A 23,182-nucleotide genomic window follows, 5' to 3' on the forward strand; every position below is an offset into this window, starting at 1 on the left:
GGCCAATGAAATTGAATCCGAGTCCCTGGATCGCATTGTTGTCGGATTAAAGGCCATGTCCATGCTCATGGAAGAAGTTCCCCCGTGGATGCTGAAGGCGCTTTTAAGGGACCAGAATGCCAAGCAAATTCGAATGGCCGTTTACACCATTCTTGAGCATGGTGCCACCGGCGGATATCCCAGTCTTTATAAACCGGTTTGGCAGAATTTGTGCCGATCATGCGCCGATGATCCGGAAGAAGCGGTGGCCGCTTTTCGGGCCCTGGTGGTTTGCAGCAGCCAGCCGGCTTACCGCCTCATGGATAGCATCAAGGCCGACTGCCCGAATATCCCGTCGGGTATATTCAAGGAAATTTCTGAATTATCCAGGATCGCCTTTATTTTTATTCAGGACATGGCCGTGAACAGGGAGAGGTATGCGGCAGCGCATCCCCAAATCAGCCGGGCCTTAATCCTGGGCTTGATCAGGAAACGGCCTGAACGTATCCTCAAAGTTCTCAAAAAGACCGAAAAGGGGAGCCATGGCAGTACAGCATTCGTGGAGACGATAAATAACCTTCTCTTAAAGGAGGCCGAATCCGTCAACGCCCGGTTTGATCTCAAAGGTGCCTTTTCGTCCCGGATACGGTATTCAAAACTAAGGGAAGACGAAAAAAACAGCCTGCTGGCCCTGGCAGATGGAAGAGGCCAGGCCAAAGGCCCCCTCAACCTTCAGAACCGGGTCATTGAAAAACTGGACCTCAGGGACGGGCAATTTGCCGCAGCAAAAATATATTTTAACCATTCCGTGGTCAAGGGCGGGGACTGGTCCGGGGCGCATATGTCCGGCGCCCGGTTTAACGGCTGTATTCTCTATGGCGTTGATCTGAGCAACGCCCGGTTTAAAAATGTCTGCTTTGACAATGCCCTGTTGAGAAATGTGAGGGCCCGGGGGGCGGTATTCCACAACTGCAGTTTCCGCGGGGCCAAAATCATTAATTCAAATTTCAGCCATGCCGACCTGTCCGACGCCCTCTTCACCGGTGCTGCCGTATCAAGGACGGAATTTAAGGAAGCCGACCTTTCCTTTGCCTCTTTTGCCCATGGGGAACTCTCCGGACAATCCTTTGTCCGGGCTTCCCTGGATCATGCCGATTTTTCCTCTGCCAGGGCCATGTTCGTCCGGCTGCCCGGGGACACCGGTTCTACCCTGCGGACAGAGGGGACGGACTTCAATGCCCGCCAGTATCTGCTGACCGGAGATGGATTGCCTGATTTTTCTCCCCTGGCCCTTGCCGAAATCAATTTAATGCTTTTTTGCGAGTTCACCCGCTACGGGAGAACAAAATTTCAGATCCAGAACAGGCAGAGCCTCCTGGCGGCCTTTGATGTTTTCAAGCCCGGCCGCACAGAGCTTTTCCAGATCGTTCCCATGCTGCTCCACCGGAATATTGAACTGAGGGGCTCCAACCCCATTGACCCGGCAACGCCCTGCGGCATCTGCGATTTCACCCCCCCGCGCCAGGGGGTGGCCGTGCTTGAAAAGTATTCAAAGGCGCCGGTGCGGGGTACGGGCATGGATGCTGCCCCTGTCATTGAAGCCTTGTATACCATGGGCAGTATCGGCTCCCTGGCCCAGACCCCGGAATCCGACATTGACTATTGGGTCTGCATCGACGGAGACAGGATACCAAAGGAGGGGCTGGCCCTTTTGGAGCAGAAGCTCAGGATGCTTGAAATTCTGGCTGGGGATCTTTTTGATACCAGCGTGACTTTTTTTATCGTGGATGTTCAGAAGGTAAGGCGGAACGATTTCGGCGGCACTTCCCAGGAAAGCTCCGGGTCGGCCCAGGCCAGGCTCTTAAAGGAAGAGTTTTACAGGACCATGATCCACATTGCAGGGAAAATCCCCCTGTGGGCCGTGGTGCCAACGGGCATAAGTCTTAACTTTTATAATCTCATTTTTAAACGGGTGAGCGGCAATACGAACTCCAGGCGGTATATTGACCTGGGGGATGTCCATTCCGTACCGGTAAACGAATATTTCGGGGCCTCTCTCTGGCAGATGTTCAAATGGCTGAAAAGCCCGTTTAAGTCCGTGATTAAGCTGGCATTGTTTGAAATTTACGCCAAAAGCTTCGGCAAAGAGCCCCTGCTGTGCAACCGTTATAAAGACGAGTGGATGAATGCCGGCATACAGCTCCGATTTGCCCGCAACGATTCCTATATCGCTATTCTGGATAAGCTCCTGGCCCATTACCGCACCAGTGACGATAAGGCGTCCATGGACATTATTCTCACCTGCTTTTTTCTCAAGCTTGAGGTTCAGGATAAAGAGGAGCTTGAGGCCACCCCCTTTGGCATCCGCAAAGTCCTTTTGGAGCGGATGCTGGGCAAATGGGGATGGTATGAAAAACGGGTGCTGGAGTTGGGCCGGTACCGCAGCTGGTCCTATGAGGAGGTCCGCAGCCTTTCTGCCGACATTGAGGACTTTATGTTTGCCAGATACGACCAGGTGAAGCAGGTTTTTAAAGACCATTCCCGTAAAGGCCACCTGATTTCAGACAAAGACAGGGAGCGGCTGACACGGAAGGTTGATGTGGTGTACAAGGAGAAATTTTATAAAATCAAAAAACTCTTTCTCATCGCTGAAAATGACGACTATTTTTCAAATCTGAGCATGAAATATCTGAGCGGCGGTGAAAAGACCGGCAAATGGGAAGTCTTCCAGCAAAATGAAAAAGGGGGGCGGGTATTGGAATCTCCCCTGTTCAGGGCCGACCGGGTGGAACATATCTGCGCCTGGCTGCTCTATAACCGCCTCTATAACAACGGTACCCCCCTGGGCCTTGTGCCCAACCCCACCAGCATCGGCTATACTGATCTCCAGAATCTGTACAAGGCCATGAAGCGGTTTTTCAGCCTGGATTTCAACCCGTCCTCTGTATTTTTTGATTTTACCGAAAGCCTGCCCACCATCGTTTCAGTTTTCGTCACCATAAACCTGGAGGCGGACCGGCCCCTGTCCGTGGTGGAGGATTATTGTGTGGTATACGTCAATTCCTGGGGTGAAATGTTCTGCCGCCCCTCTGCCCAGGGGACTATTTTTGACAATCTGGGGATGGCTAAAAAAGATATACTGGCCGCCCTGGATACCCAGACCTTTCCGGTAAATACGGAATTTTATTTTCCCCGGGGCAAGGTTTCATGACTTATGATGCCTGGTCGTTTTTGCGTATCTGAAAATCCTTACCATTCCAGCACTGCGAAAGAGGTAAATGGGGAGCAAGTGACGATTAAAAGGCATATCTCAATTCCATGGCGGCCCGGTCTTCGTCCCTGTATGCCCACATTGGGCTCTGGGGATCAATGATATCCAGCCTTGTGTACTGAAGCTCAAGCCGGAGGGCATCGGAGATATCCCAGGTCAGCCGGATGTTGTGGAAACGGCTATATTCCTGGAAATGCCAGTAGAAATTATATTCAAGGTTGAGGATGTCGTGGTAGAAATCCTTGGACCAGGTGAAGTATAGGGAGGCCGTATCCGTCCGCTTCAGCGCCAGGGAAGCGGTATCTGAGAATATATGGCGTCCCGAGATCTCCAGGCTGGCCTGCCAGGCATCATTGGCATTGTATTCAATCCCTGCGGCCAGGTCTGTGATATCTGAATCCCCACCGTGGAGCAGGCCCGGCCCGTGGATGCCCTGGAGGGGAAAATCCTTTTTAAAGGCGGCTTCCAGTTTGAATAACCAGTTCTGCCAGACATGTTCCCCGGCCCCGCCGGCCATGAGGTAGGCCGGATAGATCCGGTCAATCTGCCGGACCCCGGTACCGGCAGGCGCCTGATCTTCGTACACAGGGGCATTGGCGAAAAAGCGGCCGGCCATGAGGGAGAGTTCCGTTTTCTGCCGGCGGTGGGTCACCCTGAAACCGGTTTCAATGTCACCGAATTCGGGTTTTTGCTCGTTTATATGAAGGGGGGCGTTCCGGTCTGAAACCGGGTCCCTGTAATAGCGGGTGCCGGGATCGGGCAGCCGGTCGGTTTCCGGCCGCGGGACGATAAATGCAAATAAACCGCCTTGGTCCCAATACCAGTCGGCAGAGGCCATGACCTGCCCGAATCTGCTGTCCTCAAGTTTCTGGAATATGAAATCCGAGCTGTCCCTGGGAGAGAGCACATCGGTGACGGCAGAGGTATCCGCCTTTCCCCATACATTGATCTGGCTGCCGATTTTAAATGAAAACCGGTCGTGGCCGGAGAGGATATAGGCCTCCCGGATATGGAGGTCGGCATCCATACCCTGGCCCTGGTCATCGGCCCTGTGATCGGATTTGGGAAATAGCCTGGCACGCCAGTCCAGCCGGTAGAACCAGGAATCGGCAAACAGGGATTCCGCGGTGTGGCGGAAAAAGAGGTGGTTGTCGATGAGATCCGCATCACCGCCGGTACCCAGGGCTGCCCGGTACCCCAGAAAAAAGGTGGAGGCATCCAGAAAGCCGCCTCCGGGCTGGCCGGGGGCGGTCTTCCCCTCGTCCCCGGTTTCTCCCTCCGGTATCATCTCTTCTTCGAATACAAGGTCTTCACCCGGGTCAATCCCTTCCGCCAGGGCCGGCAGCGCCGGGCCGGTGCAGAGCAGTAGGAACAATATGAGCGCCAAGGGTTTCACAAAATGCCTCCCGCTAAAAGCCGGCCTGGTATGTTTTCAGGTTCATCTCCCTGAAGGCCCCGTCCACCAGGGTCCGCTGGGTGAGAAATTCGTCCTGCACCGGCCGGTTCAGGGCGATCCGTTCATAGGAGAAATCCGTGCGGCGCATGCTTTCCAGGCTGAAGACAATGATCTTCATGGGCACCAGGATATTGTCCACCCGGGTGATCCGGGTAAAATAGATCTGTTTGACCTTTTTGCCCTGGCGGCTGTAAAGGATGGATTTCAGGGTCAGATGCCGCTCGGTGTCCACCCAGTAGATGATTTTGGAATAATTGCTTTTGGGTGCCCGCTCCGGGGTGGGGATGGCCTGGATGACGGCACAGGGCCTTTTGCTATAGGTTTCCCTGCCCATGAGGGTGTAGGTGAATTCGTCGATCTGCCTTTTTTCCATGTCTTCGTAGCTCAGTTCGGAACCGAAAAAACTGCCGGTTTTGGGTTCGTTTTCATTGCCTGAAACAATACGCTTGACTTTGCCCAGGGCGGATAGGTAGAGCCATTGGTCGGTTTCTTTTCCAATTTCTTCGTAATCGTATTGGAGAAAACCTATGCCTTTTTCCGCCGCCGGTTCCAGGAGGATGGTCACGGTTTTGTGATCCTTTTCCCGGGGGCCGTAGTCCTTGCGGATGATGTCCATGACCTTGACCCGGGGGCGTCCCGTGCAGACCAGTTTTTTTCCTTTTTTTGCAATATTGCAGGTGGACAGTTTGGCCCGGCCCACCTCCGTGGTGCCGTCATCCCTGTCCAGCACGGCCCGGATGATTTCCCTGGCGTCATTGTCTGGGGCCCCGGCTGCCGCACCGGCCGCATATACTAGTGAAAGGGTAAGGATGAAAACAAGGTTGATAATAAGGGATTTCATGATAGGCGCCTCCCATTGAAGTTAAGGTTGACAGCCCGGCAAAGGGCCGGCAGCAGAAAGATATCGGCCAGAAGGGCTGCAAGGATGGCCAGGGCGGCGAAAATGCCGAACCGGGACAGCCCGTTGTGGAAAGATAAAATAAATACCAGAAAACCCGTGGAGAGGATGATGGAGGTGAAGGATATGGCCTGGCCTGTTTCCCGGATGGACTCCCTGGCGGCATTGCACAGATTTCCTGTTTTAGCCATGGCCGCCCGGAAATGGGTCATAAAGTGGATGGTATCGTCCACGGCCAGGCCGATGATGATGGGGGCAATGAGCAGGGTGTCCGCATCCAGAGGAATGCTGAAAAAGCCCATGAGGCCGAATGCGGCCAGCACAGGGAAAAGGTTGGGGGCCAGGGCCACAAGCCCGGCCTTCCAGGAGCCCAGAACCAGCAGAAGGATCAGGGAAATTACAGCCAGGGCCAGGCCGAAGCTTTTGACCTGGGCCCAGGCAATATAGTCCAGCATGATGGCCAGAAGGGCCATGTGCCCGGTAAGGGTGACCTCCATATCCGGATAATCGGCCTTTAACCCTGAAAATTCCCGGTCAATGAAACCCTGTACGGTTTTCAGCAGGTCCATGGCCTTGATGGAGCCGATGTTGGATGAATTCAGTCCGATCCGGGCCCGGGAATAATCCCCGGTTACCAGCCGGGTCCGGTCGGCGGGATTGGCGTTCTCAAAAAGAAAGAGCACCTGGGAGAGCACTGCCGGATCGGAGGGAACGGCGTAGAACAGCGGATTGTCCCCGTTCAGGACCTTATAAGATTCCTTGACCACATTGACCAGGGAATAGGTGGTGATCACGGGGCTGCCCTCGTGGGTTTCCATATAATCCTGGATCCGCTCCATGGCCGCCAGCACCCTGGGGGCTTTCAGGGCGTCGGGCCGCTTGAAATCCAGCATGACCTCCAGGCGGCCAGTGCCCCCCATTTCACGGTCCACAATGGTGTAGGCATCCCGCAGGGGGAATCCTTCCTTGATGATTTCCACAAAGTTAGAATCGATTTTCAGCTGGGTCAGGCCGGCAAAGAGCAGGATGCCGGCAATGGAAAAGAGGGCGATGACCAGGCCGGGGCGACCGGTGCCCAGGGTGTCCACCCGCTTGAGCAGGTGCTGGACCGGATGGCTTTTTTCACTTGTCCGGTGTTTGGGCACCGGGGCCCAGAGATCCAGCATCAAAGGCAGCAGGCAGACGGTGAGGATAAAGGCGATGAGGACGGCCGTCGCCGCAAAGAGGCCGAAGGAGGCAATGGGCTTTAAGGGCACCAGGGTCAGGGCCAGGAGCCCGGCCGCCGTTGTCACAGAGGTCAGCAGGCAGGCCAGTCCTGATTTTTTCATCACCGCTTCCAGGGCCGCGCTGTGGGGCTTTCCCTGGTTTCTGAAAAAAAGATATCCCGAAAGAATGTGGACGGCATCGGCCACCCCCACGGAAAGGGAGAGGAAAATGATCACCTGGAGCATGGCCGACATGGGGATATGGGCCCAGCCGATGATGCCCAGAATCCAGATGATGGTCATGCCGATGATGGTCAGGGGCCAGACCACGGCAGAAAAGGAGCGGAAAAGTATCCAGAGCGTCACTGTGATCAGAAGCAGCACCAGGGACATGAGCCGGCCCATGTCTTCCATAACGGCCGTGGCAAAGAAATCCATGAGGGTGGGATGTCCCACGGGATAGAATTCCAGGGCGCCCTCAAGCTCCGGGGCCGCCAGAATTTTGTTTATTTCCGCCATGAATGCCGGGTAGGCGGTGATGTCGGTCTGGATCAACTCGGCGTCTTCGGCGGCGGCACCGGTCCCGGTCTCCATTGCCGGATCATCCTGTTCCATCTCATCAAGCACAAAACTATCCAGCCCGGAGTTGTCCAGTTCTAAACCCTCCCGGCCGGGAGCCGCTCCTGCGGGACCCGGGGCAGGTGCAGACAGGGCCCCTTTTTTCCGGGCGTTGAAATCCGTCCGGACCACCACCCCGCCGTATTGGCAGTCTTCGGAGAGATAGACCCTGGGAAAGTCCGGATGGTCCAGGGCCTTGCGCCGGTATGCCTCCCGCATATCCCGGTCCCGGGGCATCCGGTCACCGATGAAACTCCTGGAGAAGAGGGTGTTTTCCCCGCCCTCCATATATTTGACATTGATCAGGCTTTTTACCTCGCTGATATGGTCCAGGGGAGAGGCTGCGTCCGGGTCGAGTGCCAGGCGGTAGTTGGTGAGCCGGTTGTGCAGCCGCTTGAGGGCGGAGAGGGAGGGGGCCGAAAAGATGTCCCCGTCCCTGGCCTTGTAAATGATAAACAGGTATTCATCCCCTCCGAATACGGCCCTGAACCGGTCATAGGCCTGTTTGACCGGATCCTCTTTGTGGAAATAGGCGGCCAGGGATTCGTCGATAACCACATTTTTAACCCCCAGGGCCAGGAAAAGGGTCAAGCCTATAAATAAGAGCCAGACCAGCTTTCTGCGTTGCCGGAACCGCCCCGGCAGGGCCTGGAAAAATCCGTTGATATGTACAATGGCAAGTTCCATATTCATCTCCAAAATAAGGTGAACTATATGGGATATATGGTTACCGCGCCGGAGCGGCCCTGTCACCATCCAAAAGGATGGAAATGGACGGGAAAATGATAACCGGGTGTTTGAAAATCAGATCAGATCCAGCCGCAGGGCCTCTGAAACAGCCTGTCCCCGGCGCTTTACCCCCAGTTTAGCAAAGATCCTGGCGGCATACCAGCGTACGGTGTTGACCGAGAGAAAAAGGGTTTCGGCCGCCTCCTTGTTGGAGGCGCCCTGGCGGAAAAGATTTAAAATTTCAAGTTCCCGGCTATTGAAGGATTCGGGGATGTCGTTCACCTTTACCTGGGCCGATTTTTTATCGCTTTCAAGGGCCTGGATGAGATCCGGGTGAAGGGTGGCCTCGGAAATCCGCCCCTGAGCCAGCAGCGTTTTATAAAGGGGGACTGTGGCGGGCAGTTCCGAGATGAACAGGGCGGGATAGCCTTTGGGGCCGGCCAGTTCCAGGGCCTGGGCCAGCCAGTTTCCGGCCGGTCCGGTTTCCCCGGACAGGGCCAGGATGCCGGCTTTGAGGAGGCAGGCTTCCATCAGAGGCCTGAAACAGCCGGCCCCTTCCGTTGCCGCGATGACCGGATCGATACATGCCAGGGCCCGGGACCAGTCTTTTACTGCCATGTGATACCGGGCGGCGGTGAGCTGGACCGGGTAGTATTGGAAGGCCTGCATCTCCTGGGGTGACAGCCCCTTCACCCAGTGGGCAGCCAGGTCCGGCCGGCCCTGGCGGATGCGGATCTGCTGTTTCTGGGCCAGGATCAGCCGTTCGATCCATGAGGGGCCCAGGGCGGCAAGGGCCATGGCCTGGTCGGCGGCCTGCAGCGCCCGGGTAAATTCCCCGGTCTCCCCCAGGAAAGCCGCAAATTCCCCCAGGGAAATAATGGCGAATTCCGGATAACTTGTTTCCCCCATGGCGTCAAATCCCTTGGAGAACATGGCCCGGGCCAGCTCCGGCCGGTTTTCCTGCCGGAGAATCATGGCCATGGAGATGTAGAGGAATCCGTACATGGGGGGCGGGTTGTTTCCGAAGCTTTTTTCCACCCCCTGGATTTCTGCTTCAATGATTGCCCTTGCCCCGTCCAGATTTCCTATTTCCAGTTCAAGGTGGCTGCGGTTCATGGCGGAGAGGGCCGAGGCGAGCAGGTCTTCTCCCCTGCCCGGCAGGGCGTGGATCCGGGCCTTTCCCAGCTGCCCCGTAAGCCGATAGCTCAAGGTGGCCATAAACCCCACCATGGAGCGGAGACTGCCGTGGGAGTCGGGGATGAGGGCCAGGGCCTTTTCTGCGCCTTTAATGACGGCATCCAGGTCTCCTGTACAGAAAAAGTCCCGGTAGGCGGTAAAGGTATGGCCGCAGCCCCTGAGCAGGTCCCTTTCCGCAGTGCTGCAGGGGGTGTCCAGGCATTGGGCAAACGCGTCAATGGCGGAGAAGTCAAGATTAAAGACCCGGTGCCCGTAATAATAGCAGGCCAGGGCCGGGACGGATTTTATATCGTCAAGGGGGAGGCGGTCCATATAGGCGGCCAGCCTCAGGTCTCCGTCCCTGTCGTAAATTTTTTGGGCATGGCGTCCCAGCACGGCCGCTGCCAGATCCGGCCGGCCGGCTTTGAGGGCGTGGTCAAAGGCCGGGTCAGCCTCTTCCCGGCGGTCGAACCAGTGAAAGGCTGTCAGGTGGAGGGCGGCAACCTCTTCTGTCTGCCATTTTTCCAGCTCTCTGAGCAGGAACTCCTGGAAAAGATGGTGGAACCGGTACCATTGGCCGGTATGGTCCAGGGGGATTAAAAAGAGGTGGCGGCCCTCCATATAGGCCAGGGGGTCCGGGGGAAGGCCGGCCATCTGGCCGGGGCATTTTTGGGCCATGGCGTTGATCAGCTCGGGGGAAAAACGGTCCAGAATACCCAGGCCGGCCATGAGATCTTTTATCCCCCCGGGCAGCCGGGAAAATACCTCCTCCATGAAATATTCCCGGATCACCCGTGTTTTGCCGGATATCCCGTCCAGGGAAAGGCCGCCCTCCTCCCGGGAGAGGATGGCCAGTTTCAGGGCGGCGGCCCAGCCTTCGGTTTTTTGCGACAGCCGGTCAATACGCGCCTCACTGAGGGGGGCCGATGTGAGCAGCCTGGCCAGGTCCAGGATTTCGCTGCAGTGGAATTTCAGGTCCGCTTCCGTCACCTCAAGGAGGCGGTCCGAGACCCTGAGCCTGGATAGCCCAAGGGGCGGAGTTTTCCGGGTGGCTATCATGAGTTTCAACCCGCTGTTCCAATGGTCGATGAGAAAATTGATTCCGTCATAAATCAGGGCATCGGATATGAGGTGGAGGTCATCCAGAACCAGGATGAACGCCCTGCCGGCCTGCTCCAGGCAGGTGATGACGCAGAGGGCCAGGTCTTCCCCGGACCGGATCTGGCCCGAGCGGATCATCCGGTCTGCGGGTTCGCAGAGACCGGGGGCGATGGTATCGAAGGAGCGGATCACGGTCTGCCAGAACCCGATCAGGCTGTTGTCCCGGGAGGAAAGGGAGACCCATGCCGTATCCTTTGCCCGTTCTCCGGCATGGATCCATTGGGAGAGCGCAGTGGTCTTGCCAAAGCCGGCCGGCGCCTGGGCCAGGACCAGGCGCCGGTCCCCGGGGCCGCCCATTTTTTTCAGCAGCCGGGGCCGTTTCACCTCCGCCGACAATGAAGGGATATGGAATTGGGTGTCCGGCGTTTCCATGGCAGAGACCATACCGTTTTTCATGCAAAATTTGCAAGCCTTCTTTCTTGTTTAAGAATTCCTTGCAGGACAAGAGAAAATTCATCATAATGGCCCTCTTTTTACAAGGGGGAAATTATGGAAAATAAGATAGACGCACTGGAAGAGATTTATCAGCGGTTTGAAGATCAGACCCGGGAACTGAAAGCGGAAAAGGCCTGCAGCAAAGGGTGCAGCTTCTGCTGCGAGGCGGCCGGTTCCATCGATATCACCACCCTGGAGGGGCTGCGTATCCGTCAGGCCATGGCCCAGATGCCCAAGGCCAGGCAGAAAGCGCTGACCCGTGCCTTCCGCAAAGAGATTAAAGCCCGGGAAAACAAAGAGGTGGTTCCCTGTCCCTTTTTAATGAAGAACAAGGCCTGCATGATCTATGAGGTCCGTCCCTTTTCCTGCCGCAGGATTTATTCGGTCCATGTCTGCGCCAAGGAAAATCCCCCGGCCGTGAGCCGCCAGGTCATGGAAGCGGCGGGCAGAACCATCGGCGAACTTCAGAAGCTGGACGATACCGGTTACTCCGGTCACATGTCCTTTATCCTTTTAATGCTCTCCGTGCCGGCCTTTCTGGACGTTTATATGAACGGGGAATTTAAACCCACCGAGGTCATGGAATTCGGCAAATCCCACCACATCGGCATCAACCGGATGATGGGGTGATGCCGCTCCTATTTCCATTTTGAAATGATTCTGTCGTAGGTGCCGTTTTCACGGATGGCATTGAGCCCGTGCTGGAACCATCCGGCGATATGGGCCTTGTCCTTGGGCACCGCCACGTACCGCGGGAATTCGTTGTAGGTGCCTATGATCTTGATCTGGTTGTGCACGTCCAGTTCCCGGGCGGCCCAGGCCAGAATGATCCGGTCGCCGATGATGAGATCCACCCGGTTGAGCATCAGCTTTTGTACCAGCTGCTCGCTTGTGCCGGCGCCGTCGTCTTTTTTCAGGTAGTCGGCCCTGTCAAAGGCCTCGCCGTATGAATAGCCCAGGTTCATGCCGATGGTGTAAGGCTTTAGGCTGTTAAGGTCGGTGTATGCCGGGATCGCCGAAGTCTCTTTGGCTGCAAATACGGTTCTGCCCGTTCTCAGCGGGCCCACAAGAAGGTATTTGGCCCGGCGTTCCCGGGTGGATTTGAACTGAAAGGCCAGGTCCGCCTGCCCGGTTTCCACCATTACCACCACCCGCTTCCAGGGGACAAAGGTGATGGTGTAGTCCTGGTGCAGGTAGTCCATGACGGCAATGACCAGTTCAGTATCCAGCCCAGAGGGGTTTCCGGCAGCGTCTTCAAAGTTGAAGGGGGGATAATTGATGTGGGTGACAAGGTGCCATTGGGCCTGGCCGGTTACCGGCAGAACCAGAAGAAGTATTGCGAAAAGTGCAAATTGTTGATGTTTTTTCATTCGTCTTTCCGGGAAAAGGGTCGATGATAGGGGAAGTTTACCCCATTAATCAACAAATGTCGCGTGCTAACAGAATTCTAATAATTCGGAAGGGAGTGTCCCTAGGGTGTCATTTTCTGGAAATCCCCTCAAATAGGAGTTTGAACATATCGTCCACGGAATCTTCGGAAATGCTGTGGCCGAAGATGACCGGCGCCATGCAGGTGTGTTCGATGCCGCCTAAAATCATGTTCCTGATTCTGGAAATGGGAATATCCGTTCTGATTTCCCCGCTTTCCTGGCCCTGGCTGATGAGGGCGGTCATGATCCGGCCGTAGGTTTTGATCAGTTCGTAGGTGTCGCTTTCAAAATATCCGGGAAAGTTCCTCACTTCCAGCAGGAGGATCTTGGCAAATACCCGGTTGGTGTCGTACATGGCAATATGCCCCCGGACCAGCACCTGGAGTTTGTTCAGTGCCCCTTTTGCTTCCTTGACCCGGCGGCCGATTTCGCTCATAAAGGCGACCATGTAATTGTGGAGAATAAAGTGGAGCACCCCCCGTTTGTCTTTGTAGTACCTGTAGAGCAGAGATTCGTTGACCTCGGCGGTCCTGGAGATTTCCGCCGCCGAAATGGAGTTGAAATCCTTTTCACCCAGCAGTTTCTCCAGGGCGTCGGCCAGTTTGATCATGCTGGGGGGCAGGGTGTTCTCACTCTGTTTGGCCGCTGCCAGATTCAATTTTATCGTCTTATCAAGATCCATAACTCATATCCTCCGGAGGGTATATATACCTGGAAAAACTCAGCCGGTCAATTCCGTGCCGACGCTAATTTAAGGGCCGGCTTTTGATGGAGGTTTATAATGCAAGTAACACTTACTTGCACTGCTGTCAATGCCGGCATTTTTTTAATTTTGTTTTGGATGTCGGTGCGACACCTTTGTGGCATGGGACGGCCGTCCCCCTTCTATGGCGCCATTCAATAGGCTATTTATAAATAAAATTTATTGGGCCTGAATAAAAATATTGAATTTTTTGCTTGACACTTAAAGCGGCTTTCTGATATCGGATTTTAGTGTAAGTAAGTGTTACTTACGTATATCATTTATCGATTTTCCAAGCACATGAACTCGTTTTTTAAAAAAAGGAGACAGCCATGGCGCTCAATCTGGAATCCATCGGAAAGAAAATCGGCCCCCATACCCGGGATTACACGTGGAACGATGTGGTCCTGTATGCCATGGGCGTGGGTGCAGGTTTTTCCGATCTGGAGTATTGTTACGAAAAGGACCTCAAGGTCATTCCCAGTTTTTCCTTCGCATCCATTGCGGATTTTGGGTTTCTCTCTTCCATTGCCCAGTCGGCCAACCTCAATCTGGCCGGCATCCTCCACGGGGAGCAGGAGCTGATTTTCCATAATCCCATCCCGGTTGAGGGCACCCTGACCACCGAGGGCAAGATTACCCACATGTACGATAAGGGGGACAAGGGGGCGCTGGTCGTGGCGGAATTCGACACCTTCCATTCCAACGGACAGAAGCTTTTCACCAGCATCGCCACCATATTTTCCCGCCTGGACGGGAATTTCGGCGGTCCCGGGGCACCGGCCGCCGAAGTGGTCTTTCCGGACCGGGAGCCTGATTTTGTGGTGGACGGCCGGCCCACAGAAAACCAGCCCCTGCTTTACCGTCTCTCCGGAGATCTCTTCCAGCTCCATGCCGACCCGGATTTTGCCAAAGCCTCCGGGTTTGAAAAGCCCATCATGCACGGGCTCTGCACCCATGGTTACGCCTGCCGGGCCCTGGTGGGCAGCCTTATCCCCGGGGCTCCGGAACAGGCCCGCCGCATGGGCTGCCGGTTTTCCAAGACCCTTTACCCCGGCGAACCCATTGAAACCCATATATGGAAGGGCGAGGAGGGCCGGGCCCTCTGGAAAACCATTAATAAGGAAACCCGCGAAGAGATAATTACCAACGGGATCTTTGAATACGGGGACGCCCGGAACGAATATATCCGCTTTGATGACCGGGTGGCCGTGGTCACCGGCGCCGGTGCCGGCCTGGGCCGGGTCTACGCCCTGGAACTGGCCCGGCGGGGGGCCAAGGTGGTGGTCAACGATTACGGCTGTGCCAGGGACGGTTCCGGCAGCGGTTCCGCCTCACCGGCCGACGATGTGGTGGCCGAGATCCGGGCCGCCGGTGGTGAAGCGGTGGCCAACTACGACAACGTGGCCACGGCAGAAGGGGGCAAAGGCATTGTGGCAAGCGCCCTTAACGCCTTTGGCACCATTGATGTGCTGATCAATAACGCCGGTATCCTTCGGGATAAAAGCTTTGTCAAAATGACCCAAGATAACTGGCAGGCCGTTATGGATGTCCATCTCAACGGGGCCTTTCATGTCACCCGGCCGGCCTTTGAAATCATGAAGGAAAAGGGCTACGGCCGCATCGTCTTCACTGCATCCGCCGCCGGCCTTTACGGGAACTTCGGCCAGACCAACTATTCAGCCGCCAAGCTGGCCCTGGCGGGGTTGATGAACTCCTTGAAGCTGGAGGGGACCAAATACGATATCAAGGTTAACACCGTGGCCCCCCTGGCGGCCTCACGGCTTACCGAAGATGTGATGCCCGAGGAAATGTTTGCCAAATTGAAGCCGGAGTTTGTCTCTCCTTTCACCGTGCTGTTGGCTTCGGAAGACTGCCCGGTCACCGGCAATATTTACAATGTGGGGGCCGGCTGCTTTAACCGGGCCGCCGTGGTCACGGGCCCCGGCGCCGTTGTCGGCAACGGCAGGGATATCCCCGCCCCCGAAGAGGTCATTCAGCAATTGGACGGCATCCTCTCCATGGAGGGGGCCAAGCCCCTGGGCCATCTTAACGAGATGATCGGCGAGGTCATGGCCAGGTTTGCCCCGGCCAAATAGAGACCGGTACCTTAACCAAATTTAAGAGGAGATCTTACGATGATAGGCATCACTTCATACGGCGCATATATTCCGCGGCTGAGACTGAACCGGTCTTCCATAGTCCAGTCCATGGGCTGGTTTGCACCGGCCATCATGGCTGTATCCCAGGGGGAGCGGTCCGTGTGCAACTGGGACGAGGACACCCTGACCATGGCCGTGGCAGCGGCCAGGGACTGCCTCAAAGGCATGGACAAATCACAGCTGGACGCCCTGTATCTGGCTTCCACCACCCTGCCTTTTTCCGACCGGCAGAACGCGGGCGTGGTCGGGGCGGCCCTGAACCTGAAAGAAGAATTGATTTCAACGGACTTTACCGCCTCCCAGAAGGTGGGCACCACGGCATTGATTACGGCATTGGAGGCCGTGAAAAGCGGGGAGCGCAGCAACATTATGATCGCGGCCTCGGACAAGCGGGAAACCAAGTCCGCCTATTTTTATGAAATGTGGTTCGGCGACGGGGCCGGGGCGCTGAGCGTGGGCAACGACAATGTCATCGCCGAATACCTTGGCTCCTATTCCGTTTCCGCCGACTTTACCGACCATTACAGGGGGGCGCTCAGTGATTTCGATTATTACTGGGAAGAAAGATGGAGCCGGGATGAGGGATACGGCAAGATTCTGCCCCGGGTCATCACCGGCCTCTTTGACAAGCTGAACATCACCATGGCGGATGTGGATACCCTGGTTTATCCCTGCTTTTTCAAGGGCGACCATAGGAAAATCGCCAAAAAACTGGGGGCAACCCCGGAAAAACTTACGGATAACCTCCATGAGGTCTGCGGGGAAACCGGTGCGGCCCACCCCTTTGTCATGCTGGTATCGGCCCTGGAAAAGGCCAGACCCGGTGACCGCATCCTTGTGGCCGGCTACGGCCAGGGGGCCAACGCCCTTTATTTCAAGGTGACGGACAATATTCTGAACCTTGCCCCCCGCAAGGGGTTTGCCGGGTCCATTGAAAACAAGAAATCCCTGGACAACTACAATAAATATCTCAAGTTCCGGGAATTGATGCAGACGGAAATGGGCATCCGGGCCGAGTCCCCCTCCCAGACCGCCATGACGGTTCTGTACCGGAAAAACAAGATGATTCTGGGGCTTGTGGGGGGCAAATGCACTAAATGCGGCACGGCCCAGTATCCCAAGATGGATATCTGCGTCAATCCGGAGTGCGGGGCCTTTAAATCCCAGGAAGACTATGAATTCGCCGATATCCCGGCCAAGGTCAAATCCTATACCGCCGATATGCTGGCGGTGTCCGTGGATCCCCCGGCCATATACGGGATGATCCAGTTCGAGGGGGGCGGCCGGATGTTTGCCGACTTCACCGACTGCACCCAGGAGGGGATCCGGGTGGGCCTGCCCGTGACCCTGGAATTCAAGCGGAAAAACGTGGACAAGGAACGGGGCATGGTCAACTATTATTGGAAGGCGGTACCCGTGCCCGGCGCGGCCGACCGGCCTGCCGACCTGGACTTTTCCGGCCGCACCGCCATCGTCACCGGTGCCGGCGCCGGTCTGGGCAGAACCTATGCCCTTGAACTGGCCAAGCGCGGGGCCAACATCCTGGTCAATGATCTGGGCGGGGCCCGGGACGGTTCCGGTTCGGGCTCATCCACCCCGGCCCAGAAAGTGGTGGAGGAAATCCAGGCCCTGGGCGGCAGGGCCGTGGCCAATTTTGACAACGTGGCAACCGCCGAGGGCGGTGAAAACATCGTTAAAGCCGCACTGGAGGCCTTCGGTTCCGTCGATATCCTCATCAATAACGCGGGTATCCTGAGGGATAAGAGTTTTGTAAAAATGGAACCGGAAAACTGGGCCGCGGTCCTGGATGTACACCTCAACGGTGCCTACAACGTCACCCGTCACGCCTTCCCCGTCATGAAAGAAAAAGGCTTCGGCCGGATCATCATGACCACCTCGGCGGCCGGCCTTTACGGCAATTTCGGCCAGACCAATTATTCAGCCGCCAAGATGGGCATTGTGGGCCTGATGAATACCCTGAAAATCGAAGGGGCCAAGTACAATATCAAGATTAACACCGTGGCCCCAATGGCCGCCTCCCGGCTCACCGAAGACATCCTGCCTCCGGATCTGCTTGAAAAGATGAAGCCCGAATTCGTGGCGCCCCTGGTTCTGTATCTGGCGTCTGATCAATGCGACCAGACCGGTGCCATTCTCAATGCGGGCATGGGATATTTCAACAAGGCCGCCGTGGTTACCGGACCATCGGTCCTTCTGGGCGAAGGCAAAGTGCCGCCCACGGCGGAGATGATTCTTGAAAACTGGGAGCGGATCAATACCCTGGAAGGCGCCCGGGAATTTGACGAAATTAATGCGGCCCTGGGGGCCATCCTCAATCCGCCCAAACCGGATACCGGTAAGAAGGAGGCGGAATCAGGAAATGACGCCGGGGCGGATTTGGATGAGATTTTTGCCCGGATGGCAGAGAATTTCGATCCTGAAGCGGCATCCGGGGTGGACGTGGTGTTCCAGTTCAATATCTCCGGTTCCGGCGGCGGGGACTATGCCTGCGCCATCAAGAACAACACCTGCGAAATCAGCGAAGGCCAGCACGGCAGCCCCGGCTGTATCCTGAAGATGGAGGCAGGGCCCTTCACCGAAATGATGACCGGGTCCCTTCCCCCCATGCAGGCCTATACATCGGGCAAATTGATTATCGAAGGGGATATCATGAAATCCCAGCTTATCGAAAAGCTGTTTAAGATCAGTTAAGGAGGCAGCCATGGCCACAGGAATAAGAGATAAAGTTGCAATCATCGGAATGGGATGTACCAAGTTCGGCGAGCGCTGGGACGTGGGGGCGGAGGAACTCATGGTGGAAGCCTTCATGGAGTGCCTTGAGGACGCCGGCATCGAAAAACAGCAGATCGAGGCCGCCTGGTTCGGCACCTGCTTTGACGAGGGATCCGTGGGTAAAAGCGCTTTGCCGCTGACCACGACGCTCCGCCTGCCCTTCATCCCGGCAACCCGGGTTGAAAATTATTGCGCCACGGGATCGGAAGCCTTCAGGGGGGCCTGCTACGCCGTGGCCTCCGGGGCCTACGACATCTGCCTGGCCCTGGGGGTTGAAAAGCTTAAGGACACCGGGTTCGGTGGCCTGCCCTCGTTCACCGGCTCCAATGCCGGCAGCCTGACCTGGCAGTGGTTTCCCAATATGACGGCGCCCGGCTGCTTTGCCCAGCTGGCCTCGGCCTACGGGGCCAAGTTCAAGGTGGACGCCAAGGACATTAAACGGGCCATGGCCCATATTTCCGCCAAGAGCCATGCCAACGGGGTCAAAAACCCCAAGGCCCACCTGCGCAAGGAAGTGACCGTCGACCAGGTGATGAACTCGCCCATTATTGCCCATCCCCTGGGGCTTTTCGACTGCTGCGGGGTGAGCGACGGATCGGCCTGCGCCATCGTTACCACGCCGGAGATTGCTAAAAAGCTGGGCAAAAAAGATATTATTTCAGTCAAGGCCCTCCAGCTGGCGTTGAGTTCCGGCGAAGAAATGGCCTACAACGACTGGGACGGCGACCATTTCATGACCACCACCCGGTGCAGCCGCAAGGCATACGAAGAAGCCGGCATCACCGACCCCCGCAAGGAAATTTCCATGATGGAGGTCCATGACTGCTTTTCCATCACCGAGCTGGTGACCATGGAGGATCTGCACATTTCCGAGCGGGGCCGGGCCGTCCACGACATTCTGGACGGGTTCTACGACAGTGATGGTGGGGTGCCCTGCCAGGTGGACGGCGGGCTGAAATGCTTCGGCCATCCCATCGGCGCTTCGGGCCTGCGCATGCTCTATGAGATGTACCTGCAGCTTAACGGGCGGGCCGGGGAACGCCAGCTGGAAGATCCCAAGCTGGGGCTGACCCACAACCTCGGGGGCTTTCCCATGTCCAATGTCTGCAGTATTTCCATCGTGGGTAAATACGGGGATTCGCATCATTAATTCAAATCAAGGGGGGAAAGATGATTTTAGCATCCAGGGAAACCATTGATCATTACACCCAGGCGGGTGTGTATTCCGACCTCACCCTAATGGACCGTCTGGCGGCCCATGTAAAAAAGGCGCCGGCCAAAACTGCATTGCCGATCCGCCCAACAGGAAGGAACTCAACGGGGTTGACCCCGAGCGCCTCACCTATGCGCAGTTCCAGGCCGCCATCGACAATACGGCCAAAGGGCTGGTGGAGCTGGGCCTGCAAAAGGACGAGGTGGTGATGGTTCAGCTGCCCAATTCCTGGGAACTGGTCATGCTCTATTTTGCCGTATCCAAGGCCGGGGGAATCATCTCTCCTGTGCCTGTGCTCTGGCGGGAGGCGGAACTTTCCCATATTGCCGGCCATACCGGGGCAACAATGTTCATCACCCTGGATGAATTCAACCATTTTTCCCACATGGACATGGGAAAGCGGCTGGCGTCAAAGTACCCGGCCCTTTCCCATGTGCTGAGCCTGGAACAGGTCCGGGCCATGAGCCAGAGGGAATCGGATGTCAGCCTGGACCATATTAAAGTGGATGCCAACGATATTTTCACCATCTGCTGGACTTCGGGTACCGAGGCCATGTCCAAGGGCTGTCCCCTGAGCCACAACAATTGGGCGGGCATGGCCCTGATCCAGGATGCCGCCGGTATCCGGCCCGGTGATGTCATGCTCACGGCGGGCCCCCTGGTGAACATGGGGGCCGTGGGCACCATCATGATTCCCTGGATCGTGCTGGGGGGGACCATGGTCCTTCACCACCCCTTTGATCCCGGCGCCTTCATGCAGCAGATCATGACGGAAAAGCCCAACTACAGCCTCCTGGTGCCGGCCCTGGCCAATATGATTGCCAAACATCCGGCCGTGGACCAGTTTGATCTGACCTCCTTCCGGACTATTACCCTGGGGTCGGCCCCGCCTTCGGTGTGGACCATGCAGGAATTCAAGAAACGCTGGGACATCGACATCGGCAATATCTGGGGCCAGAACGAGGGCACCGGATTCATATCCGGCATCGAAGACGTGCCGGATATGGAGATGCGGGCGGCCTCATTTCCCCATTACGGCAAGCCCGGGGTTGCATGGAAGACCGTGGCCGCCAAGTACCTGGAGGTCAAGCTCATTGATCCCTTTGGCCGGGAGGTGACCAAGATCGGCGAAGTCGGGGAACTGGTCTACAAGGGCCCCGGCGTCATGGCCGGGTATTACAAGGCCCCGGAACTGACCCGAAAGGCCTTTACCGAAGACGGGTTCCTGAGAACCGGGGATATTTTTAAAATCGAGGAGAACGACTGCATTTCCTTTTACGAAAGGGCCAAGGATATCATCATCCGGGGCGGTTTCAACATCAGCTCCCAGGAAATTGAAAATTACCTCATGGCCCATCCCAAGGTCCAGGATGCGGCCGTGGTGGGCATGCCCGACGACAAAATGGGGGAAAAGATGTGTGTCTATGCCGTGCCCGCAGAGGGGGCGGACCTGACCCTGGAAGACCTGGTGCGTTTTCTGGAGGCCCAGGGGGTGGCCAGGTACAAGCATCCCGAGCGCCTCGAACTCCTTGAGATGATTCCGAGAAACCCGGTGGGCAAGGTGCTTAAAAAGGATTTGCGCAAGGATATTCTAACAAAACTTAACAAGGAGTAGGCCATCCATGTATGAACTGGACAAATCCCAAAAGCAGATCCAGAAGGCGGCCTGGGAATTCGCCCGGGGCGAGTTCGACAGGGACGTACTCCTGGACCTGGAAAAATCGGGCCGGTTTCCTGAACGCATCTGGAAAAAAGCCGCCGACCTCGGGTTTATCGGGCTCCATTTTGAGGAAAATTTTTCAGGGGGAGGGCTGGGGATGTTCGACACCCTTCTCACGGCCGAAGCCTTCTGCCGCAGGGATTCCGCCTGCGGCACGGCACTTATGCTGGCGGGATTTGCCGGTGAACTGGTGATGGATGCCGGGACCGGTGGCCAAAAGGAAACGTTCCTGGAACCCCTGGCCCTGGGGGAGGCCCTTTGCGGCGGGGCCTTTTTTGAGCCGGAAAAGGGGTATGAACTGGAAGGGCTGGAGACCCGGGCCGTCCGTGACGGAGACCTGTGGACGGTCACCGGGAAAAAGACACGGGTTCCCAATGGAATGGATGCCGCCTTTTACCCGGTACTCTGTGAAATGGAAGGGGAGACCGGCGGCCTGCTGGTCCTGGTGGAAAAAGATGCGCCGGGGCTTTCTGTGATCCCCATGGCCCGGAAGCTGGGCAACACCATGACCCCCTGGGCCGAACTTGAACTGGACCATGTGAAAATCGGACCGGACCGGGTGCTGGGCAGTCCGGGAAAAGGGCGTAAACTGGTATCCGCCTTTTTAAACCAGGCCAGTCTGGTCAACGCCGGCATGGCCCTGGGTATCGCCCAGGGCGCCATGGACAGGACCGTCACCTATGCCAAAGAGCGGGAGCAGTTCGGCCGGAAAATCGCCGTTTTCCAGAGCCTGCGCCACAAGATTGCAGAGATGGCCACCCGGATTGAACTGGCCCGGGGCATCACCTACGGGGCGGCCCGGGCCTGGGACAACAACAACCGCAATCCGGTGCTCCCTGCCATGGCCATGGACTATGCCTGCCGGGCCGCCGAAGAGGTGGCGGACGAGGCCGTCCAGATCCACGGGGGCTACGGGTATATGCACGAAGGCGAGGTGGAGCATTTTTACCGGGATGCCAAGTTCTTAAGACTGTTCTGTTCCAATCCGGATCAGCGCCGGGACATCATTGCCGGCGCTGTCATCGGCAAAGTTAAATAAGGAGGGGCCATGGAAATTTTGAAATTCACCGAGGCACACCAGGCTTACAGGGAGCGTCTGGCCGGTTTTCTGGCCGCAGAGGTGGTCCCCCTCATCGACCAGTGCGAAAAAGACCATCTCACCCCCAGGTCCATGTGGCGGGCCATGGGAAAAAACGGGTTCCTCTGCCCCTGGATGGAAAAAGAGTACGGGGGGCCGGGGCTGGATTTTCTCCACTCGGTGATTGTCTGGGATGAGATCGCCAGGATTAATTTCACCGGGCTGGCTGCGGGCCTGCACTCGGACATCGTGGTGCCCTATATCCACTCCTTCGGCACGGAAAACCTGAAGCGAAAATACCTGCCCGGCTGCGCCTCCGGCGACACCATCACGGCCGTGGCCATGACCGAGCCCGGGGCCGGGTCCGATGTGGCCGCCATGGAGACCACGGCAGTGCAGGAGGGCAATGAGGTCATCCTCAACGGATCCAAGACCTTTATCTCCAACGGGGTAAACTGCGGCCTGGTGGTGGTGGCGGCCCGGAACCCCGAGGTGGAGAACCGGTACCAGGCCATCTCCCTTTACCTGGTGGAGGAGGGCACCCCCGGGTTCACCAAGGGGGCGCCCTTTGAAAAAATGGGATGGGCCAGCCAGGATACGGCGGAACTGTTTTTTTCCGACTGCCGGATCCCGGCGGCCAACCGCCTGGGCAATGCGGGGGAGGGGTTTATCATGCTCATGCAGAAACTCCAGCAGGAGCGGCTGGTCTGCGCCGTGGGCGGGGTCTTCGGTGCCGAGGCCATGCTGGAGAAAGTGACGGCCTTCTGCCAAACCCGGACCCGCAAGGGCAAACCCTTGAGCAAACACCAGTCCGTCCAGTTCGCCCTGGTGGAAATGGCCACGGAACTGGAAATCCAGAAAAATTTTGCCTATGTCCTCCTCCACGACCACATGGCCGGGAAAAATGTGATCAAGGAGACCTCCATGGCCAAATACAGGGCAACGGAGATGGCCAAACTCATGGCTTCCCGCTGCCTGGACATCATGGGATCCGAAGCGGCCCTGGAAAGCTGCGGCCTGTCCCGGGCCTTTCGGGACGCCCGGGTGACCTCCATTTTTGCCGGCACCAATGAGATTATGAAAACCATCATCGCCAAGACCATGGGGCTATAAAGG

The 23,182-nt window shown here is 56.8% G+C and carries 14 protein-coding genes (1 of these 14 only partly in view); 8 read left to right on the forward strand and 6 right to left on the reverse strand.

Features of this window, described 5'->3' with window-relative positions:
• A protein-coding gene (locus tag HUN04_14440) for a class I adenylate cyclase (GenBank protein ID WDP90823.1) crosses the window boundary here: on the forward strand, positions 1–3,190 show its 3' portion. It extends 659 nt beyond the left edge of the window; 3,190 of the gene's 3,849 nt are visible here — the last part of the coding sequence; its start codon lies off the left edge, out of view; its stop codon occupies positions 3,188–3,190.
• Between the two features lie 85 nt (positions 3,191–3,275).
• On the opposite strand, the gene HUN04_14445 is transcribed toward HUN04_14440, so the two are convergent.
• The 4 genes from HUN04_14445 to HUN04_14460 form a co-directional block, all read right to left on the reverse strand.
• Entirely contained in the window at positions 3,276–4,646 is a 1,371-nt protein-coding gene (locus tag HUN04_14445) for a hypothetical protein (protein ID WDP90824.1), read from the reverse strand.
• 13 nt (positions 4,647–4,659) lie between these two features.
• Positions 4,660–5,547: an outer membrane lipoprotein-sorting protein gene (locus tag HUN04_14450; protein ID WDP90825.1), complete on the reverse strand. Its 888-nt coding sequence runs from the start codon at positions 5,545–5,547 to the stop codon at positions 4,660–4,662.
• Positions 5,544–8,114 carry an MMPL family transporter gene (locus tag HUN04_14455; GenBank protein ID WDP90826.1) on the reverse strand — a complete coding sequence of 857 codons (2,571 nt, stop codon included), beginning with the start codon at positions 8,112–8,114 and terminating at the stop codon, positions 5,544–5,546. The genes HUN04_14450 and HUN04_14455 overlap by 4 nt, the downstream gene beginning before the upstream one ends.
• Positions 8,115–8,231: 117 nt before the next feature.
• Positions 8,232–10,889, reverse strand: coding sequence for a hypothetical protein (locus HUN04_14460; GenBank protein ID WDP90827.1), 2,658 nt, complete (start codon positions 10,887–10,889; stop codon positions 8,232–8,234).
• Between the two features lie 93 nt (positions 10,890–10,982).
• Here HUN04_14460 and HUN04_14465 point away from each other — a divergent pair, with 93 nt between their 5' ends.
• Positions 10,983–11,558 carry a YkgJ family cysteine cluster protein gene (locus HUN04_14465; protein ID WDP90828.1) on the forward strand — a complete coding sequence of 192 codons (576 nt, stop codon included), beginning with the start codon at positions 10,983–10,985 and terminating at the stop codon, positions 11,556–11,558.
• A gap of 8 nt (positions 11,559–11,566) precedes the next feature.
• Here HUN04_14465 and HUN04_14470 read toward each other — a convergent pair whose 3' ends face one another.
• Positions 11,567–12,298 (reverse strand): amino acid ABC transporter substrate-binding protein, encoded by a 732-nt coding sequence (locus HUN04_14470; GenBank protein WDP90829.1) that lies wholly within the window; start codon positions 12,296–12,298, stop codon positions 11,567–11,569.
• Positions 12,299–12,407: 109 nt separating this feature from the next.
• Complete coding sequence (locus HUN04_14475; GenBank protein WDP90830.1) at positions 12,408–13,040, reverse strand: TetR/AcrR family transcriptional regulator; 633 nt, start codon at positions 13,038–13,040, stop codon at positions 12,408–12,410.
• Positions 13,041–13,432: 392 nt separating this feature from the next.
• Here HUN04_14475 and HUN04_14480 point away from each other — a divergent pair, with 392 nt between their 5' ends.
• From HUN04_14480 to HUN04_14505, 6 genes are all read left to right on the forward strand, one after another.
• Positions 13,433–15,199: an SDR family NAD(P)-dependent oxidoreductase gene (locus HUN04_14480; GenBank protein ID WDP90831.1), complete on the forward strand. Its 1,767-nt coding sequence runs from the start codon at positions 13,433–13,435 to the stop codon at positions 15,197–15,199.
• Between the two features lie 39 nt (positions 15,200–15,238).
• A complete protein-coding gene (locus HUN04_14485) occupies positions 15,239–17,974 on the forward strand; it encodes an SDR family NAD(P)-dependent oxidoreductase (GenBank protein ID WDP90832.1) in 2,736 nt (911 codons plus the stop codon).
• A 10-nt stretch (positions 17,975–17,984) separates the two neighbouring features.
• Positions 17,985–19,205: an acetyl-CoA acetyltransferase gene (locus HUN04_14490; protein WDP90833.1), complete on the forward strand. Its 1,221-nt coding sequence runs from the start codon at positions 17,985–17,987 to the stop codon at positions 19,203–19,205.
• A gap of 136 nt (positions 19,206–19,341) precedes the next feature.
• Positions 19,342–20,883, forward strand: coding sequence for an acyl--CoA ligase (locus HUN04_14495; GenBank protein ID WDP93297.1), 1,542 nt, complete (start codon positions 19,342–19,344; stop codon positions 20,881–20,883).
• Between the two features lie 7 nt (positions 20,884–20,890).
• Positions 20,891–22,027, forward strand: coding sequence for an acyl-CoA dehydrogenase family protein (locus HUN04_14500; GenBank protein ID WDP90834.1), 1,137 nt, complete (start codon positions 20,891–20,893; stop codon positions 22,025–22,027).
• Between the two features lie 9 nt (positions 22,028–22,036).
• A complete protein-coding gene (locus tag HUN04_14505; GenBank protein ID WDP90835.1) occupies positions 22,037–23,179 on the forward strand; it encodes an acyl-CoA dehydrogenase family protein in 1,143 nt (380 codons plus the stop codon).
• Positions 23,180–23,182: the final 3 nt, after the last annotated feature.

It is taken from the genome of Desulfobacter sp. (assembly GCA_028768525.1).
GTDB lineage: Bacteria > Desulfobacterota > Desulfobacteria > Desulfobacterales > Desulfobacteraceae > Desulfobacter.

What these genes read in the sequence shown, in the direction of transcription:
- HUN04_14450 (WDP90825.1), bottom strand. Translation starts at nt 5,547, where the DNA reads ATGAAATCCCTTATTATCAACCTTGTTTTCATCCTTACCCTTTCACTA.
- HUN04_14455 (WDP90826.1), bottom strand. Translation starts at nt 8,114, where the DNA reads ATGGAACTTGCCATTGTACATATCAACGGATTTTTCCAGGCCCTGCCG.
- HUN04_14460 (WDP90827.1), bottom strand. Translation starts at nt 10,889, where the DNA reads ATGAAAAACGGTATGGTCTCTGCCATGGAAACGCCGGACACCCAATTC.
- HUN04_14465 (WDP90828.1), top strand. Translation starts at nt 10,983, where the DNA reads ATGGAAAATAAGATAGACGCACTGGAAGAGATTTATCAGCGGTTTGAA.
- HUN04_14470 (WDP90829.1), bottom strand. Translation starts at nt 12,298, where the DNA reads ATGAAAAAACATCAACAATTTGCACTTTTCGCAATACTTCTTCTGGTT.
- HUN04_14475 (WDP90830.1), bottom strand. Translation starts at nt 13,040, where the DNA reads ATGGATCTTGATAAGACGATAAAATTGAATCTGGCAGCGGCCAAACAG.
- HUN04_14480 (WDP90831.1), top strand. Translation starts at nt 13,433, where the DNA reads ATGGCGCTCAATCTGGAATCCATCGGAAAGAAAATCGGCCCCCATACC.
- HUN04_14485 (WDP90832.1), top strand. Translation starts at nt 15,239, where the DNA reads ATGATAGGCATCACTTCATACGGCGCATATATTCCGCGGCTGAGACTG.
- HUN04_14490 (WDP90833.1), top strand. Translation starts at nt 17,985, where the DNA reads ATGGCCACAGGAATAAGAGATAAAGTTGCAATCATCGGAATGGGATGT.
- HUN04_14500 (WDP90834.1), top strand. Translation starts at nt 20,891, where the DNA reads ATGTATGAACTGGACAAATCCCAAAAGCAGATCCAGAAGGCGGCCTGG.
- HUN04_14505 (WDP90835.1), top strand. Translation starts at nt 22,037, where the DNA reads ATGGAAATTTTGAAATTCACCGAGGCACACCAGGCTTACAGGGAGCGT.